The following is an 18,717-nucleotide window of genomic DNA, read 5'->3' on the forward strand; positions in this document are numbered from 1 at the left end:
TCAGCAGTATTTACATGCACGGTGAAGCCTCCCTGAACCGCATTGTCCAGAGCCAGAGTCACGGTGATTGCTCCGCCATCTTCCTCTCCGCTTACATCCGCAATAGTAACCGCTGCAGCATCGTCGTTTGTGATAGTTACGGTCGCCCCGTCCGAAATATTAACTGGTAATCCGACCAGGTTGGTCATGCTTACCGTCAGAGTTTCGTCTGCTTCGAGTATGGCATCAGCCGTTGGAGTAACGGTGAAAGTTTGAGTTTCCAAAGCGTTACCGACAAAAGTGATTGTTTGTCCTGTTACGGCAGTATAGTCGCTGTTTGCGATTGTGGCTGTTCCGTCAGCAGTATTTACATGCACGGTGAAGCCTCCCTGAACCGCATTGTCCAGAGCCAGAGTCACGGTGATTGCTCCGCCATCTTCCTCTCCGCTTACATCCGCAATAGTAACCGCTGCAGCATCGTCGTTTGTGATGATACCTTCACCTTGTCCATCTGCAATAGTTGCATTTTCTGGATTAGAAAGGTTTACAAAGAAAGTTTCATCGGCTTCCAATGCATTGTCATTACTTATGGGTACATCAACAGTTATCGAAGTATTTCCTGCCGATATAATATATTGTGTTGTTGCAATTGCTGTATAATCGCTACCGGCTGTTGCTGTATTATCTGCTGTGGCAACATCAAAGGTTACATCGCAAACTACCGCATGTGATAATTCAACTGTAAAGTGTGCAGTTTCGGCGGCTTCTGAAACTCTTATATCGTTTATGCTTAAACTTGGTACAGGTTGTACTGTCCAGGTTACATAGTTGTATAAACCATCGTTACATCCTGAACCTGATGCTTCCCGTCGTGTCCGTATCTTAATCATATCTGTGCCAACCATGCTTTCAGTTGCAACTATTGGATTACCAGTGGTATAAGTGCTCCAATTTGAACCTGCATCGACACTGTATTGATAAACATCAGTATATGAACCGGGAATTCCTCCGCTGCCTCCTGCAAAGGTTGCAGAAACCGAAGACCCAACACAAATAGAACTTCCGTCAGCCGGTGTTGGAATAATGGACTGAGATACCGGATCCTCGTAAATATTATAAGTTTTGGTAGTTGAGTAACCAACACTTCCGCATCCGTCAGTAATTTTTAAACGGTAACACATGGATGACAATGTAGAATTTAATGCGGGCGGATTGAAGCTTAAGGTATTTGTTGGTCCGGCGTCCTGCGCAACAGCGTTTGTCCATGAGTCGGAGCAATTCTCTGATTGTTCCCACTGATAAACATAGTTTCCATCACCACCGGTAGGCTCACCAACTGTAAATGCTGCAGGATTACCTCCATCACAGAGATCCAATTCAGCTGATCCTCCAACCGTACCACTAGTAATTGTTGTGCCATAAACTCCAATTGTTGCAACCGACGAATTAGCTTCTGCACAGACACCACTTTGAACAACTGCCCTGAAATAAGTAGTTGCCGAAAGTGGACCAATGACTGTACCTGTAAGCGTTGAACTGGTTTCTGAAATATCTACAGGTGAAGTAAAAACAAAGTCGCTGGATTTTTGCCATTTTATAATATCACCGATATTATCAACCAATGTTAAATCAGAAGGTGCTGTGTTTGCACAAATATCTTGATCTGACGATACCGTTCCCCCAACGGTTAATGGATTCACCGTAATTGATTGCAAAGCGCTTGTTGTTCCTCCACAACCGCCTGATATGGTATATGTGATATTGGCAGTTCCTGCGCCAACTGCTGTAACTTCACCTGAAGTGGGATCAACAGTTGCAATTGTTAAATCACTGCTGCTCCATGCACCGGTTCCACCTCCCAATACTGCATTATTTGCCACATAAGCTGCGGAGTTACCTATACAAAGCGGTGAAGTTCCTGTTACAGATGAAACGGAAGCGTTAGGTAAGATCACTAAATCTACTGTATCCGATGTTTCTGAATTTACGTTTTGTCCGCAAGCCCGCGAAATAACAACATAGTAACTTCCTGCCATATCAGCAGTTAAAGCAGTCAAGTTGTATGTTGAAGAAGTCGCTCCGGGAATGGCATAATCATCTCCTCCTTCAATAACTTTATACCATTGATAAGTTGCCTGAGCAATGGTACTTGCATTTACTGTTACCGAGAAACTTAAACCGGTTGTACCTAAACAGACATCTGTTATTGAAGATGGTTGAGAACTGATTTCAACGGCAGGACAACCTGCGAGGGGTACTATTTCTGCTGAACTGCTGTAAACAGTTCCACAATCATTGGTTACTCCACAACGAAAAAGTTTCCCGCCATCGTCGTAGGTTGGAACCCCAAAATTATAAATTGCTTCTGTAGCACCGGTAATATTTTCCCAGTCTCCATTTTCACCAATAGAACTGTTCCAGATTTGCCATTGATAGGAATCGAAGTTTATAGCTTCTACACTGAATGATATAGGTGTATCTTCAGATATATATTGATCTTCAGGTTGAGTAGTAATTGTCGGACTTGGATTAAGGGTTACGCTGACAGGAGTTCTGGAGCTTTCGCAACCTTGTGCAGAAGTTTGGCTTACATAGTAGGTTGCGGAAGCTAAAGGAGTGGTGTTCTCTAAAACGGTACCATTAGTTGCAACATCGTACCATTTTAAGTTTATTCCGGTAGCCACAAGGTCTGCAACTGTCGGATTACTGGAAGCGCAGAAAGACTGAGCTAACGCAGCAGGAGTTTCTATCGAACCAATGACGGTTACTTTAGCTGTGCAGGTGCCTACGGCTCCACTGGCATCAACGATGGTAAGCGTAACGATGTTTTCACCTGTATTTGCACAAGTGAACTTAGATGTAGAAAGGGTTGCATTTGCCCTGTTAATAGTACAATTATCACTCGAACCATTATCAACATCTATTGGATCGATCGATGCATTACCTGTTTCATCAAGTTCAACAGTTATGTCTTTGCAAACCGCAACCGGGTTTGTGTTTTCCAAAATAGTAGTCGCTGAAGATGTATTGTTTCCGGGCGTACCATCACTGCTTATTGTGGTTGTAGTCGCTGTGTTTGTGACCCCCGTTAACGGTGCATCTTCATTAGCTGTTACCTTTAAGGTTATTGTTGCCGACTCTCCATAATCGAGATAACTTGAATAGAATACTATTTCATTATCTGCTTGTGACTTCAATGACCAACCCGCGCCTAAATTATCTCCACTTACAATGTCATAAGTAACATTATTAAAGTCAGTGTTTAAATCAAGAATGTCTTTAATTTCAACTGCATTTGCTACTGCATAAATATTTGGATCTGATGAAATTTTGTTTGTTACTGTGATTGTATATTCAATATCAGAACAAGTCAGAACAGGTCCAACAGGTCCTGTTTTAGTAATTTCCAAATCTACTGGTACCGTGGTGAAATTACGTATTGAATTAAAGTTTAAGTTTCCGTTAACACTAACCCCAGCATTGCAATTATCTATAGGTTCACCACTATCCATTGAGGCTGAAAAGTTACCATTGAGACCTCCCGCAGGAACAGTGGATTCTAAAACCACCCATATTTCGACAGGTATAACATCTCCGGGATTGAGTCCTGATACATTTATAGAGCCTTGAAAAACCTCATTTGCAGTGATAATATCTGATGTATAACTGCTAACTGTAGCTTGAGATGAAACGTCTTTACCGATTGTTATTCTGTCAGCATTTACAAATGCCCCAACAACCTTTCTAGTGATATCGTAGCCAAAGTTTGAATCAAAGTTTATTTTGAAGTTAATTGCTCCTTCAGTACAAGGGAGATCGTTTGAGACGGTAATTAAAACTTCATAAGGTATTATTTGACCTAATCCCAGATAAGCATAATATGAATTAGTAATCGAATTTACAGGAGTTGAACTTGCTGTGTTCAAGGGGCTAGTACCTCTTCCAACCGGAGCTTCTACCTGGCTATAAACCTTCCTTGTATATGTTCCAGGCTGATATATGCTCAAATTAGCAGTATAGTATGTTCTTCCGTCTGTAAATGTCGATTCTGCATACATTTCAGGGTATAACAGGCTTTGAGCCTGTAACCACATGGTTGTTCCCAGTTCAGTGTCGAATACAAACCATTCATCGTAAATTTCCCCGTTTGCATCAGCAATTACTTTCCAGGGATCATGTGTGTGATCAGGAATAACGTCACCTATGTGGGTTATTGATAACACAACAGTATCGCCGGGAATCCAGCCTGAGCCTTGAATTACTACCCATTCGCCAGGCCAGTAGTCGTCCTTATCGGTGTAAATAGTTACTTCCTGTGCTGCCAAAATATTGGCGATCAGCATAAATATCCCCAATAACAGTAGCGTTACTACCCGGGATATTTTCACAGTTTGGTAAAGTTTTTTCATCATGTTTGTTTTTGCGGTTATTTTTATTCGAATATTCTGCGTAAAAACATAGCCCTACCTCACCTTTGGGCAAGGCATAAACATAAAGCGTTTGGTTAAGAACCTGGGGTTTGTAGGCATACAATTACAGGCGATTGCCGTCCATAGCAGTTGGCCCGCAACGTTACCCTTTAGTTAGTCAAACTAACTTTCAGAGGTAGGTCTATCAATGGAAAAAAAATTATATTTTCCATATGTTCTGAATTGGAGTAAAGCTCTGTGATTGGTGTAGAAACCCTCATTTTTATCACTAATCACAGTATATAATTTATGAATAAATGTAATCCGATTGATATTTAGGCTTGTCCCATTTTGAAAAAAGCTATTCGAAAGCTATGAATGACTTGATTTTAGGAGAGAGTTTGACCTCACTTTTGCTATCGAAATTTTAAAGAAATTGGCATTTACAATTTAGGACTAATCATAATTACCTGAAAATGTGTTCATGGTATAGTCAACAATAGGAGTTTTGCATTTTCGATAAAAAGTGCGAAAGCATGGTTAAACATTATTCTTTTATCGTTTTGAACAGGGCTCGCACCGAAAAGTAATTGATGTGCGTTACTCCAATCTATAAACCGAAGTGTTACCCGCCGATAGAAATGCTGATTTTCTGCTTCTTCGGATTAAAAGAGAGCAGAGAAGTTACAGCAATTAACACATACTATTCAAAATTTCACCAAGCCTGGAAATTTGACATTGTACTTAAAGCAGCGCGTCGTATAACACCTCCACCGGATGCAGGGCTTTTTTACCGGTTCCATCTTTTATCTGGTGGCGGCACGAAGTTCCCGGCGCCGAAACGATGGTTTCTGCCTCGGCTTTTCTTACCGCCGGAAACAATACCATTTCACCAATTTTCATCGACAAATCGTAGTGCTCCTTTTCGTAGCCAAACGAACCGGCCATACCACAACATCCCGAAGGAATTTCTTCGACCGTATAGTTTTGGGGTAACGAAAGCATTTTTTTGGTTGGATCGGTCGATGCTACTGCTTTTTGCTGACAGTGCCCGTGGATCAGAATTTTTCGTTCTTCTGTAGTAAAAGCAGTGCTGTCGATATTTCCTTTTTCTACTTCTTTTGCAATAAATTCCTCGATAAGCAAGGAGTTTTCCCCGAGTTTTTCTGCGTCTTTTTGTAAGCTACCTTTTACCAGTTCGGGGTATTCATCACGGAAAGCAAGAATGGCAGAAGGTTCAATGCCGACAAGCGGTGTTCCTGCAGTAATAATGTCTTTTAACAGCTTAACATTTTCGATAGCAATCTTTTGTGCCGTTTTTACCAGTCCTTTTGATAAAAAGGTACGGCCCGATTCTTTGGTTGCCGGAATTTTAACTTCGTAGCCGAGTTGGGTGAGCAGAAAAATGGCTTTGATCCCGATATCACTTTCGTTATAATTGGTAAACTCGTCGTTAAAGAGGTAAACCCTTCCTTTGGTTTCTGATTCGGGGTTTGGAAGCCCGTTCCCAACCCAGCGATTCAGTGTAATTTTTGACAGGGAAGGAACATTTCTTTTGGCTGAAAATCCGATGGATTTTTTTAGCAGCGAAGTGTTCATTACAGCATTCGATATGGGGCGGAAAACCATCGCCAGTCGGTTTAATCTTGGCAGGTAGGCTATTAGCTTCGACCGGAGCGGAATTCCATGGATATCGTAGTAATGTTGGAGGAATTCTGCCTTCAGTTTGGCCATATCGACATTCGACGGGCATTCGCTTTTACAGGCTTTACACGAAATACACAGGTCAAGTATGTCATAGATTTCGCGGTGGTCGAAAGCCTGCTCTTTTTCGTTGTTGTACAAAAATTCGCGAAGAATATTGGCTCGGCCACGCGTACTTTTGTCTTCGTCGCGGGTGGCCATAAAAGTAGGGCAGAGGGTTCCTCCAATTTTCGGAGATTTCCGGCAGTCGCCCGAGCCGTTGCATTTTTCAATGCTTCTGAAATAGCCCCGGTTGTTTGAGAAATCGAAGCTGGTGTCGTAATCCGGAATAGCTTTTCCCGGAATTACCCGCAGATTTTCAGTAATAGGCGGCGTATCCACAATTTTTCCGGGATTGAAAATATTATCGGGGTCCCAGGCTTTTTTGACCGACTTCACCAGTTGGTAGTTTTTTTCACCCAGCATAAACGGAATAAACTTCCCGCGTGCTCTGCCGTCGCCGTGTTCGCCACTCATCGAACCCCTGTATTTTTTTACCAGGGCAGCCACTTCATTCATCAGCGTATCGAAGAGTTCCACGTCTTTCGGATCTTTAAAATTGATCAACGGCCTGAAATGTATTTCGCCGGTGGCAATGTGTGCGTAGTAAATGCTGCTCAATCCGAGTTTTGCCAGGACCTTTTTAAGGTCGGCTATGTAATCTGGTAAATACTCGGGGTGAACAGCCGTATCTTCGATTCCCGGAACACCTTTCCGATCGCCCGGAACATTCGCCAATAGCCCAAGGCCGGCGGTTCGCAGCGACCAAACACGTTTAATGTTTTCTGGTCCTGTAATCAGGGGATAATGATAGCCGAGTCCCGCTTCTTTTAATTCGTTGGCAAGTGCTTCGGCAGTTGAGGTTAATTCTTCTTCGGTTTCAAATGAGAGTTCGATCATCAGCATGGCACCGGGATCTCCCTGTACAAACCACCTGTTTTTACGTTGTTCTATGTTTTGCTTGGCGGCCTGCATCACCGGATCGTCCATTAGCTCAATAGCCGTTGGCTTGTATTTTAGCGCGATCAGGTTGCCGTAGATCGATTCTTCCAGCGTTTCGAAATGCGCGCACAGCAAGCCGCGGTGCTTCGGTGGCAGCGGAATAACATTTAATTTCAGTTGGGTTGAAAGGGCAAGTGTACCTTCCGAACCTGCCAGTAGTTTGCAAAAGTTGAAACGTTCTTCGCCTTCGCTAAACATTTCCGAATCCATCAGCACATCAATGGCATACCCCATATTTCGCCGGGTGACCCGCGGATCCGGGAATTTATCCCTGATTTCCTGTTGGTTCTCCGAGTCAGAGAGAATCTGGAAAATATTGGTGTAAATGGTCTTCTCCAAAGCATTGGGATTGCCATTCATTTTTGCCTTAAATTCTTCTTTGGTGAGTGGTTTAAAAGTGGTTTCCGAGCCATCCGATAAAATAGCGTCCACTTCCAGAATGTGTTCCCGCACACTTCCATACACCAGCGAATGCAGTCCGCAGGAATTGTTTCCGAGCATTCCTCCCACCACGCAACGGTTGGCAGTGGATGTTTCGGGGCCAAACTGCATCCCGTATTTTGCGAGGAACAGATTTAGTTCAGCCAATACCACACCGGGTTCAACAATTACATATTTCTCTTTTTCGTTGAACTCCAAAATGCGGTTCATGTATTTCGAAATGTCCACCACAATTCCCGAACCCACCACCTGACCGGCCAGTGAAGTCCCTGCGCCGCGCGGAATAACTGAAGTTTGGTTGTCGCGGGCAAAGGCTATGATTTTTTTGATGTCTTCCTTGTTTTTCGGGCGGGTTACTGCCAGCGGCATTTCTTTGTACTGCGAAGCATCGGTTGAATACAAAACCCGTTGAACATTGTCGACGAAAAGATCGCCTTCGAGCTGCGATTTTAGTTCGTTAAATTTAGCTGTAGTTGTCATCTCAAAAATATTTTGAATTGCAAATGTATGTAAGATGTCATACAAGTGTCAATTCTTTTTCTAATTTCTAAAAATAGAAAATAAGCAGACAAGAATTTGATGTATTGATTTTTTTATTCAACAGCGAATTCGACTGCCGGCGGAGCCTTCTGATCAGTAATGGTAGCTTTTTTTCTATTGCCCAATGTTAAGCAGGATAATATCTATATTCGGACCGTTTTTCATTCGTAATAAAGTTGTATGGTAACAGTATTGGTGTTAATGACTATTGGTATTCTTCTGGGAAGGTTTTTGGGCCGTATTCCCGTTTTACTGAAAGCGGTTGAGAAGTTAATTTCTTATGCCATTTTTCTGCTTCTGTTTTTGTTGGGGATTTCGGTAGGGGTAAATAAAAACATTATTGATAACCTGGATAAAATAGGAATGAAAGCTGTATCCATAACTTTTGGGGCGGTAGCCGGAAGCGTACTGGTATTGTGGATATTGTACAAAACCCTGTTTTCAACCTATAGAAAGGAGGGGCAGAATGATAAATAGTCTTATAATTCTGGCGTTTTTTTCGATAGGTGTTCTGGCGGGCGTTTTTAATCTTTTGCCCGGGTTTATTGTCAAAAACGATTACAGCATGTATGCTCTTTATGCCCTCATGTTTTTGGTGGGTATCAGTATTGGTGCCGATAGAAATTCGTGGAAGGTAATAAAACAGATGAATGTTAAAATTTTGCTGGTGCCTTTGGGGGTTGTGGTTGGTACGCTGGGAGGGGCCGCGTTAGCCGGGCTTTTCCTTTCTGATTTAAACATAAAAGAATCAATGGCTGTTGGTGCAGGTTTTGGTTATTACAGCTTGTCAAGCATTTTTATTACGCAGATTCATGGCGAAACGCTGGGGGTAATTGCCCTTTTATCAAATATTTTGCGCGAGATTTTTACTTTGCTGGCCACCCCGCTCTTGGTTGTGTATTTTGGCGAACTGGCCGGGATCGCATCGGGGGGCGCAACTTCGATGGATACCACAATGCCGGTTATCGTCAAATATTCAGGAAAAGAATGGGGGGTAATTGCTATTTTCAGTGGTGTGGTTTTAACTATAATCGTACCTTTTTTAGTGAGTTTTATTCTCGAAGTTTTATAGCTTTTATTTACCTGTATCTTCTGAAAAACTGATCGAGATCGGCGCTCAGGTTATTGTAGATCGGACGAGTAAATTCAATAAAGAGATCCTGATGTGGCGGAAGAGGTAGTGCTTTATTTTTTGTGAGTGCGAACTGTTTTTCGGATAGTGCCTGTTCGTCGCCCACATAAATCGCATATTTGTTTTCCCAGGTGAACGATCCCGGAATAAGTTTATCGCGCAGCAAGTTATTGGTATTGAAATCGATGATTCGATAACTTAAACTTCCTCCTGAAATCACTTTATCTGAGTACGTTTTTAGCTTTGCCTTGTAGGTTTTGTAGATGACCCTGGTCGTGTCTTTTGTCTCAACCTTTACTTTATTAATCAGTTCTTCTTCTTTCTCGCTGCGCACTAAATTGCCAACCGAGAAATCGAAAAACTCCATTTGCACAATAAAATCGGGATGTTCGATTTTAAATTTTTGAGCTTGCTGCGGTGAATAAAAGTTGACTAAACTACTTTCGGGATACCTGTTGTGCAGAAATTCAAATACCTGGTTGTAAAAGAATTCGGAACTTAATTTATACGTTTTGGTTTGAACCGTAGCAGCCTCCACAATCACTCTGTAGGTGGCTATTTCTTTGGCGGTTGCCATTTCCTGCAACACATTTTGGTAGCCCGGAATTAACTGGTCTGCTCTTAAAAAGTGATTATAGGCGGTGCGTGCTGCTTCGCGGGTGTTTTGTTCCAAAAAATGAATTCCGGCCTGGTAGCGCTCTTCGGCAGCTTTCTCGTAAGCCATGCTCAGCTCCGAGGTAAAAACTGTAGGATTGGTAACAATTTTTCGGGTAGCAGGAGTGCTTCGTAATTGTTCGGATAAGCGGTTTACCTGTTGCATCACATTAATGGCCCGTTCCCATTTAAATGCCTCGTCCGACGAAAGCGCCATATCCAGCTCTTCTTGCGACCACTCCAGGGCGATGGGATAACCCTCTTTTACCACTGTTGTTGCTTTTTTGTTATCTGGATCCGATTTTAAACGCTCAACAGCTTGTGATACCGCCTGGTAATAGTTGCCCTTTTGTAAGGCCTTTTTACCGCTGGAACACGAAAAGAAAAGAAGGGGGAGAAGTAGTAGAATCAGATTTTGCTTGTTCATCTTCAAGATTAAGATTTTATGCAACAAATATAAACTTTTAAGCTTCTTTGAAAGAAATTTATTTCATATTCTGATACTCATTCTGCATTTGGTTTTATTGAAAGCCAAGCAGATTTTATCCGGCTTAGTCATTCACAATCCCATCCTGAGTAAATTAAAGATGAAATATTTCATTTTTCAATATGATGATTAATTTGACTCTGACAGAGTTATTGATCAATAACCTGGTGCGAAGCGCCGAATTATGTTTCAAGCTCACATTACGCCTGACGAAGAGTGGTGTTTCATGAAAGTTCGTGTTTCCGGATGAATGAAAACGGGCAACATTTAATTTAGCGATATAAAAGTCGTGAACAAGAAGAAAGTTGGTATGTGAGATCGATTTCTTTGTTTTTGGGAATTGCTCGGAAAAATAAAATCGCCTTAGAGGTAAAGCATTTCTCCAATCGCTGTCATTATCTCCGCAGCGTCGCCCAGCAGAAAAATATCAGTGATTTCGCGGGTGAAGTGTGTTTCCTCGATGTTGATCTCGATAATGGTTGCTCCGTGCTCTTTTGCCTTAACCGGAATTTCCGCTGCCGGAAGCACTTCTGCATTGGTTCCGATGATCAGAAAAACATCTGCTTTTGCGGCTTCTTCAAACGATCGCTTTTTCGCAAATGCAGGTATGGGCTCGTTGAAAAAAACAATATCAGGTTTGAGAATGCCCTTGCAAACAAAACAGGTTGGTGGAAGAAAATTCAGATCGGCGAAACTCATGTCGTATTCGGTACTGCAGGCCGTACAAACCAGTTGCGTGTAGGTTCCGTGTATTTCGTATACATGTTTGCTCCCGGCTTTCTGATGCAAATGATCGATATTCTGCGTGATGATCGATTCGAGATAGGAACGCTGCTGCATATGCGCCAAAACCTTGTGTGCTTCGTTCGGAAGAGCGTCTCCCAGTTTGTCGTAAAATATTTCCTTGATCTTTAGCCAGCTTTGCAAGGGCTTTTTTTTGAAAAATCCGATTTCCAGAAAAATGGGATCGGTGGTATTCCAAAGCCCGTTTTCACCCCGAAAAGGCGGTATTCCACTCGGTACCGAAATGCCTGCGCCCGTAAATGCCACTGCATACCTGGCTTTCCGAATGATCTCGGCCGCCTGTTTCACTTTTTCAATATCCATATTGTTGTTTCCCGTGTTCCTATTACAAACCGGGTTTTAACTAATTTGTTCCTCTTCTTCCAGATTTTTACTTACCGATACGGTAGTGTCTTCGTTAAAGCGAATCTTAAAATTCAGTTTCCGGAATACAGAGATCATCGGTTTATTGTCGCGGGTGGTTTCGGCAACCAGTTTTTTAATTCCCCGACCTTTGGCAACGTTCAGACAATATTTGGTGAGCGTATATCCCAGCTCTTTCTTTTGCCATGCATCGGTAATTAAAATGGCGTATTCCATAATTTCCACGTCGGGATCAGCAATCAAGCGGCCAACACCGATAATTTCTTTTGTGCCGTCTTCTTTTTCGTGTTCGGCAACAATGGCAATTTCACGGTCGTAATCGATGAAACAAAACTGCGAGGCAACTTCGTGCGAGTCAAAATAAAAATCATATCGGAAACGGTGATAAATCGATTCTTTCGAGCAACTTCCGAGCAAAACCAGCCACATGGGTTCGTCTTCCGGACGAATGGGGCGCAACAACACCGGAGTGTCGTCTTTTAGTTTGCATTCGCAGATTAAACTTTCGGGATAAGGGCGTAAAACGAGATGAGAATATTCTTTTACCGGAGTTTTCAAGATTTCTTCGTCTACTACTATCCGGGCATCCAGCGCAATAACATCGGTTGGCGTTACAATCAGCGGGTTGATGTCCAGTTCTTCTATTTCGGGATAATCAGCGGCCAGGTACGACATGCGAATCAGCACTTCAATCAGCTTGTCGATATTTTTCGGACTGTCGCCACGCCAGCCTTTTAGCAAGGGGTAAATTTTGAGTGAGCGAAGCATCTGCCGGGCCAAATGCTCGTTTAGCGGCGGAAATTCCAGCCTTTTGTCTTTAAATAATTCAGCGGTGGTGCCACCCATTCCCACCAGCATAACCGTACCAAAAATCGGATCTTTTTTGGTGCCCAGGATCAATTCAATTCCGTCTTTGGTATCTACCATCCGTTGAACGGTAACTCCTTCGATTTTGGCATCAGGCCTTTTTTCGGCAGCTGTTTTTATCATATTGCGGAAAGTGGCCCGCACCATGTCTTCATTTTTGATGTTAAGCGCAACGCCTCCAACATCCGATTTGTGGGTTATATCAGGCGAATAAATTTTCAAAACCACGGGGTAACCTTTTTGTTCTGCAATCAGAACTGCTTCGTCTTCGCTTGCTGCGGGAGTGGGGTGGGTGGTGTCAATACCGTAGTCGTTGACCAGCATTTTAGAGTCGTCCTCGTTCAGTATTTTTGCTTTCGGGAAAACATCACTCAGGTACTTTTTACGGAGTTCGTTCCGGTCGTATTGAAACGAAACGGGAACTTCGCGTGGTGTTTCATACAATATTTGCTGGTTTTCGGAATATTCCGAAAGGGTCATAAAGGCACGGATCGCCTGCTCGGGTGTTCCGTAGCTCGAAATTCCGGCCTGGTTGAAAATTTGAATACCGTCGCGCATGGCAGTTCCCCCAAGCCACCCGGCCATAATTGATTTGGTGGTTTTAACCGACATTTCGGCAATGGCTTTGGCCGTTGCTGTCGGATCGGTCATTGCCTGTGGAGTAAGCAAAACCAAAACTGCGTCGACTTTTGAATCCTCCAAAACAATTTCGGTTGCTCTGGCAAAGCGTTCAGGTGTTGCATCTCCCAAAACATCCACCGGGTTACCGTGCGACCAGAAAGGAGGCAGGTAATCGTTTAGTTTTTGCATGGTTTCATCTGATAGGTTGACCAGTTTTCCTCCCATGGATATCAGCGAGTCGGTGGCCATTACACCCGGTCCGCCCGCATTGGTAATAATGGCCAGCCGGTTACCTTTGGGAATACGTTTTCTACCCACCAGGTCGGTAAAATCGAAGATGTTTCCAAAGTCAAAAACACGGGCTAAACCTGCACGCCGAAACACGGCATCGTATATCGAATCTTCGGAAGCCATGGCGCCGGTGTGTGAGGCTGCAGCTGCCGCCGATTCCGGGAAACGTCCGGATTTATAGACGATGATTGGTTTTTCGCGTGAGAAGGCCCTGGCCGCCGACATAAAGGTTCGCGCATCGGAAATCGACTCTACATAAAGTACGATGGATTTGGTATTCGGATCCTGTCCAAAATAGTCGATAAGATCGCCAAAACTTACATCCATGGAATTCCCGATCGACACAAAATTGGAAAAGCCGATATTCGATTCGTAAGCCCAGTCGAGCACCGATGTGCACAAGGCTCCCGATTGCGAAATAAAAGCCACATGACCTTTCTTTGGCATTCCGGCGGCAAAACTTACATTCATATTTAATCCCGGCACGAGTATTCCAAGACAGTTTGGGCCAATAATGCGCATATCGGGAAATTTGGCCTTTTCGGCTTTTACCTGCGCTTCCAGTTTTTTGCCTTCATCTCCCGATTCTTTAAATCCGGCCGACATAATGATTAATCCGTGAATGCCCGCTTCACCACATTCTCTCACCAGGTTCGGAACCCATTGTGCCGCCGTCATAATAACTGCCAGGTCGGGTGTTTTCGGAAGGCTTTTCACATCGGGGTAGCAGGGAATGCCAAATACCGCCTCTCGTTTTGGATTTACCGGGTAAACCACCCCGTTAAATCCGCCGCCCACCAGGTTGCGAAGGGTAATTCCTCCAACACTGTCGGGATTATTGGAAACTCCGATTAAGGCAATTCTTTTGGGTTTGAAAATGCTGTCGAGTTTTTTGATGGCCATGGTTGTTCGTTTTTGGTTGTAGTGATTTGTCTTTCACTTGATTTTTGCGCTGAAAACGTTTGGTTATTCATTGCTATAAATTTCACGAAAAAAAATCATCTTAGAAAATTCGCAGAATTTATTCCAATTTCTGATTTTGTTGATATAATGTTTTGTGATACAGTGATTTAGTTTATTGTTTCTTTTGGGCATGCTTAAAATGATGTTAAAAAACAACCTTGCGAATTGGTGTTTTAGAACATCTGTTTACCTAACGGAAGGCAAATGTATCCGAAAAGCCCTTTAGACAAGTGACTGCCGGGATTCGATACGATTTAAACGATGCTAGACAGATATGGAGTGAAAAAGCAAAGGATGCCCGGCTTAAGCAAGACATCCTTTAATGCGATTTTAATTTAAATTATTTTCTATCGCAGATGGGTAGTATTGTTTTTCCCTGTGTTTCGTTTATTACTTCTGCCATGGCGAGGTAGATTGCTGATAATCCGCAAACAATACCTTCAAATCCGGCTATTTTTCCGATCAAGGCAGATCCCGACCAATCACGAATCGCCAAAAGGAAAAATAAAATCCACAACGACAGAAAAATAAACTGTAGCACTCGGTTGTTCCCAAAAGTACCCAACCACATCATAAATGTAAATATGCCCCACATAAACAGGTACCATCCCATAAATCCGGAAGGCGGACTTTCAAGCCATCCCATTTTCGGGAATACGATAAGAAATACCAGTGTAAGCCAGAAAAGTCCATAGGAAGTAAAAGCCGTGGTTCCAAAAGTATTCCCTTTGCGGAACTCCATAATACCGGCGATAATTTGTCCTATGCCTCCGTAAAAAACACCCATAGCGAGAATCATCGAGCCAAGCGGGAAGAAGCCTGCGTTATGGATATTTAGCAGAACAGTAGTCATACCGAAGCCCATCAAGCCCAGAGGAGCCGGATTGGATAGTTTGTTTTCCATTTTTACAGTTTTAAGGTTTTTTAATGCCGTTTTTGTTTTTATACTGAATTACCGTTTTACGGCTACTTTTGCTCCGTCGATAATCGCGTCAACTACTCCCGGGTCGAGAAGTGTTGAGGTATCGCCAAGATTGGTCGCATCACCTTCGCCGATCTTTCGAAGTATTCTTCGCATGATCTTTCCGGATCGGGTTTTAGGAAGGCCGCTAACAATCTGAATTTTATCGGGTTTGGCGATCGGTCCGATAAATTTGTTGACCGTCGCACGGATTTCATCTTCGATAGAAGCCATCTCTGCATCTGTCATATCTTCACAAATGACGTAGGCATAAATCCCTGAACCTTTTATTTCGTGCGGGTAACCTACCACAGCAGATTCAATTACTTTGGGATGCTGATTAATGGCGTCTTCCACTTCGGCAGTACCAATCCGGTGCCCCGAAACGTTGATCACGTCGTCGATGCGGCCAATAATACGGTAATAACCTTCTTCGTCACGTTTGGCGCCGTCTCCGGTGAGGTAATATCCCGGGAACGAAGAAAAATAGGTTTGGTAGCAGCGTTGGTGATCCCCCCAGGTTGTGCGAAGCATTCCCGGCCAGGGGTGTTTGATACACAGAATTCCTTCCACGCTGTTTCCTTTTAGCTCATTTCCTTCATGATCGAGCAAAACAGGATGAATCCCCGGCAACGGCAAAGTGGCCAGAGATGGTTTGGTTGGCGTAATTCCGGCCAGGGGAGAAATCATGATTCCCCCGGTTTCCGTTTGCCACCAGGTATCTACTATCGGGCATTTCCCTTTGCCTACCAAATCGTGGTACCAGCGCCAGGCTTCTTCATTAATCGGTTCTCCCACGGTTCCAAGCACTTTCAGCGAGCTCAGGTCGTGTTTGGTGACCCATGCATCACCTTGTGCCACTAAGGCACGAATGGCGGTAGGTGCGGTATAAAACTGGGTGATTTTGTATTTATCTACCACATCCCAGAAACGTCCGGCATCGGGCCAGGTCGGAACTCCTTCAAACATCACCGAAGTAGCCCCGGCCAGCAGGGGGCCGTAAACAATGTACGAGTGTCCGGTTACCCACCCAATATCGGCGGTGCACCAGTAAATGTCGCTGTCGGAGTATTGAAATACGTTTTTAAAGGTATACTCGGTGTAAACCATGTATCCTCCGGTTGTGTGAACCACTCCTTTGGGTTTTCCCGTCGATCCCGAAGTATAAAGAATAAAAAGCACATCTTCAGCATCCATGGTTTCAGCTTTGTTGTCCGTTGAAACGTCTTTGATGAGATCGTGCCACCAGATATCGCGTCCGTCTTCCCAGTCAACTTTTTCGCCGGTTCTTTTGAATACCACTGAATATTTTACTGATGGACATTTTTCAATGGCTTCGTCAACAATGCTTTTTAGCGGGATGGATTTTGCACCTCGGAATCCTCCGTCGGAGGTGATAACCACCGAAGCCTCGGCGTCAATTACCCTGTCGGCAAGCGCAGTGGCCGAAAAACCTGCAAAAACGATGGAGTGAATCGCTCCAATTCGGGCGCAGGCCAGCATGGCTATGGCCAGTTCCGGAATCATCGGAAGATACAAAGCCACGCGGTCTCCTTTCTTGACCCCCAGCTTTTTCAGTCCGTTGGCAAATTGTTTTACTTTTTCGAAAAGCTCACCGTAGGTAAGTTTAACTTCCTGTTCTGTAGGGTCGTTGGGTTCCCAGATAATGGCTACCTGGTCTTTACGGGTAAACAGGTTACGTTCAAAAATATTCTCGGTAATGTTCAGTTTCCCGTTTACAAACCAGTTTACATCGGGAGATCCTTCGCCTTCAAATTTGTATTGAAGTACCTGGTCCCACTTTTTTTGCCAGTAGTGGCTTTCTGCAATGTTTCCCCAAAACGTATCCGGATCGGCAATGCTTTCCTGGTACTTCCGGAAGTATTCTGCTAAGCTTGAGATTTTATTTACCATAGCTATAATTTGTAAATTTTAATGATTTAATAGATGGATGAATTCTTTGCATAAACATTACAGTTTACGGGCAGCAAAGTTCACAGATAATTTTTTGTAGATATCGAACGATAAACGGTCCTTGTTGACAAGAACGTCATCATCCGATTTTTCGAAGAGTGCAGAAAAAAGTCGGTATGGCTGATTAAATCGAATCAAGTTGAAAAGGTTTCAGTTACAACTTTTTTGTTATGGTTATTCAAGTTAGCATAAAAATGCCTTTGATGAAAGTATCAGAGTATATTATAAAACAGCTGTTTGTTTTTGAACAATATATAGGGGTGAATTTGTTATCACTTGATTTTTCTGCTCCTTACTATCGTAATTTTTTCGAATGAATGGGGTAATTGTTCTTTATTAACAGGTATTGTAAGCTGAAAAAGGCGCTAATTGCTTTTTTCTTGTTTAAAATTTTTTGACCTCAAAATGATCTAAAATATAACCAGAATTGAGGGATTTATTTTAATGTTTTGCCGAGCAGAGATTTGAAGTATCCATTTGTAAGCTGAAAAAATCTGATGATGGTATAAAACATATAAATGAATGAGAAATACAGCGCTTTGTCTCAGTGATTTGCCTTAATTTCATATCAAAATTGAGAACATGCAGATACGTAATTTTGAAGATCTGATCAGTGCCGTTCAGAAACAGACCGCCAGACGGGTGGTGGCTGTTAACGGTATCGACGAAAACACGCTTGAAGCGATGCAGGATGCTGTACAACTGGGATTTGTGAAACCTATAGTTACCGGAGATCGCGAAACCATCGAGAAGTCTTGCTCCAAGCTGGGGATCGATATCAGTTCGTACGAAATTATTCACGCTTCGGATTTGGAAGAAGCGACCGACAAGGCAGTAGAGTTGATCCACGAGGGGAAAGCGGATATTCTGATGAAGGGATTGATTCCGACCGATAAATTTATGCGGGTATTGTTGCGAAAGGAATACAACCTGATTCCCTCAAAAGGAACGCTGAGTCATATTGCCGTGGTTTCCAACCCAAACTACCACAAGCTCTTGTTGTTTAGCGATGCTGCCGTGTTGCCGTACCCCGATCTGAAACAGAAACTTTTAATTACTGATTACCTGATATGTGCAGCCCGGGCCATGGGAATCGATAGACCCAAAGTAGCTGTTATTGCTCCAACCGAGCAAATTATCATTTCTATTCCGTCGTGTATGGATGGCGCTACCATTGCAAAAATGTCGGAACACGGGCAGATCGAACACGGCATGGTTGACGGTCCCATGGCGCTCGACGTGGCCATTAATAGTGACGCAGCTGCCATAAAAGGCTTTACTTCGCCGGTGGCGGGTGATGCCGATTGCTTGTTGTTCCCGAACATTGATGCTGCCAATGTATTTTACAAAACCAATTCGAAACTGGCCAAAGCCGAAATGTCGGGAATTATTGCCGGAGCTAAGGTGCCGGTTGTCGTTTCGTCGCGGGGCGATAGTAGAAAAACCAAGTTAAACTCTGTTGCTCTGGCATCTTTAATAAGTTAGA

The 18,717-nt window shown here is 43.3% G+C and carries 10 protein-coding genes; 3 read left to right on the forward strand and 7 right to left on the reverse strand.

The annotated features are described in order from the left end of the window. Together MR764_RS09955 and MR764_RS09960 are read right to left on the reverse strand one after the other, a co-directional pair. A partial coding sequence (locus MR764_RS09955) for a Calx-beta domain-containing protein (protein ID WP_282189185.1) occupies positions 1-4,388 on the reverse strand: 4,388 nt, incomplete at its 3' end. Positions 4,389-5,132: 744 nt separating this feature from the next. Beyond that, positions 5,133-8,054: an FAD-binding and (Fe-S)-binding domain-containing protein gene (locus MR764_RS09960; protein ID WP_247979266.1), complete on the reverse strand. Its 2,922-nt coding sequence runs from the start codon at positions 8,052-8,054 to the stop codon at positions 5,133-5,135. A gap of 240 nt (positions 8,055-8,294) precedes the next feature. On the opposite strand from MR764_RS09960, the gene MR764_RS09965 reads away from it, so the two are divergent. Both MR764_RS09965 and MR764_RS09970 read left to right on the forward strand, forming a co-directional pair. Next, a complete protein-coding gene (locus MR764_RS09965) occupies positions 8,295-8,591 on the forward strand; it encodes a LysO family transporter (RefSeq protein ID WP_247979267.1) in 297 nt (98 codons plus the stop codon). Then, a complete protein-coding gene (locus tag MR764_RS09970) occupies positions 8,581-9,186 on the forward strand; it encodes a lysine exporter LysO family protein (RefSeq protein WP_247979268.1) in 606 nt (201 codons plus the stop codon). The genes MR764_RS09965 and MR764_RS09970 overlap by 11 nt, the downstream gene beginning before the upstream one ends. A gap of 7 nt (positions 9,187-9,193) precedes the next feature. Here MR764_RS09970 and MR764_RS09975 read toward each other — a convergent pair whose 3' ends face one another. The 5 genes from MR764_RS09975 to acs all read right to left on the reverse strand — a co-directional run bounded on the left by MR764_RS09975 (position 9,194) and on the right by acs (position 17,171). Continuing rightward, positions 9,194-10,327: a hypothetical protein gene (locus MR764_RS09975; RefSeq protein ID WP_247979269.1), complete on the reverse strand. Its 1,134-nt coding sequence runs from the start codon at positions 10,325-10,327 to the stop codon at positions 9,194-9,196. Positions 10,328-10,750: 423 nt separating this feature from the next. Further along, on the reverse strand, positions 10,751-11,494 hold the full coding sequence (locus MR764_RS09980) for an NAD-dependent protein deacylase (protein WP_247979270.1): 744 nt from the start codon (positions 11,492-11,494) through the stop codon (positions 10,751-10,753). Between the two features lie 36 nt (positions 11,495-11,530). Then, positions 11,531-14,236 carry a bifunctional acetate--CoA ligase family protein/GNAT family N-acetyltransferase gene (locus tag MR764_RS09985; RefSeq protein ID WP_247979271.1) on the reverse strand — a complete coding sequence of 902 codons (2,706 nt, stop codon included), beginning with the start codon at positions 14,234-14,236 and terminating at the stop codon, positions 11,531-11,533. A gap of 400 nt (positions 14,237-14,636) precedes the next feature. Then, positions 14,637-15,200, reverse strand: coding sequence for an acetate uptake transporter (locus MR764_RS09990; protein ID WP_247979272.1), 564 nt, complete (start codon positions 15,198-15,200; stop codon positions 14,637-14,639). Between the two features lie 48 nt (positions 15,201-15,248). Beyond that, positions 15,249-17,171, reverse strand: coding sequence for an acetate--CoA ligase (gene acs / locus MR764_RS09995; RefSeq protein WP_247979273.1), 1,923 nt, complete (start codon positions 17,169-17,171; stop codon positions 15,249-15,251). A 642-nt stretch (positions 17,172-17,813) separates the two neighbouring features. Here acs and MR764_RS10000 point away from each other — a divergent pair. Then, complete coding sequence (locus MR764_RS10000) at positions 17,814-18,716, forward strand: phosphate acyltransferase (protein WP_247979274.1); 903 nt, start codon at positions 17,814-17,816, stop codon at positions 18,714-18,716. Position 18,717 lies beyond the last annotated feature (1 nt).

Origin of the sequence: Maribellus sp. YY47 (assembly GCF_023111095.1) — a bacterium.
In the GTDB taxonomy this organism is placed as follows: Bacteria; Bacteroidota; Bacteroidia; order Bacteroidales; family Prolixibacteraceae; genus Draconibacterium.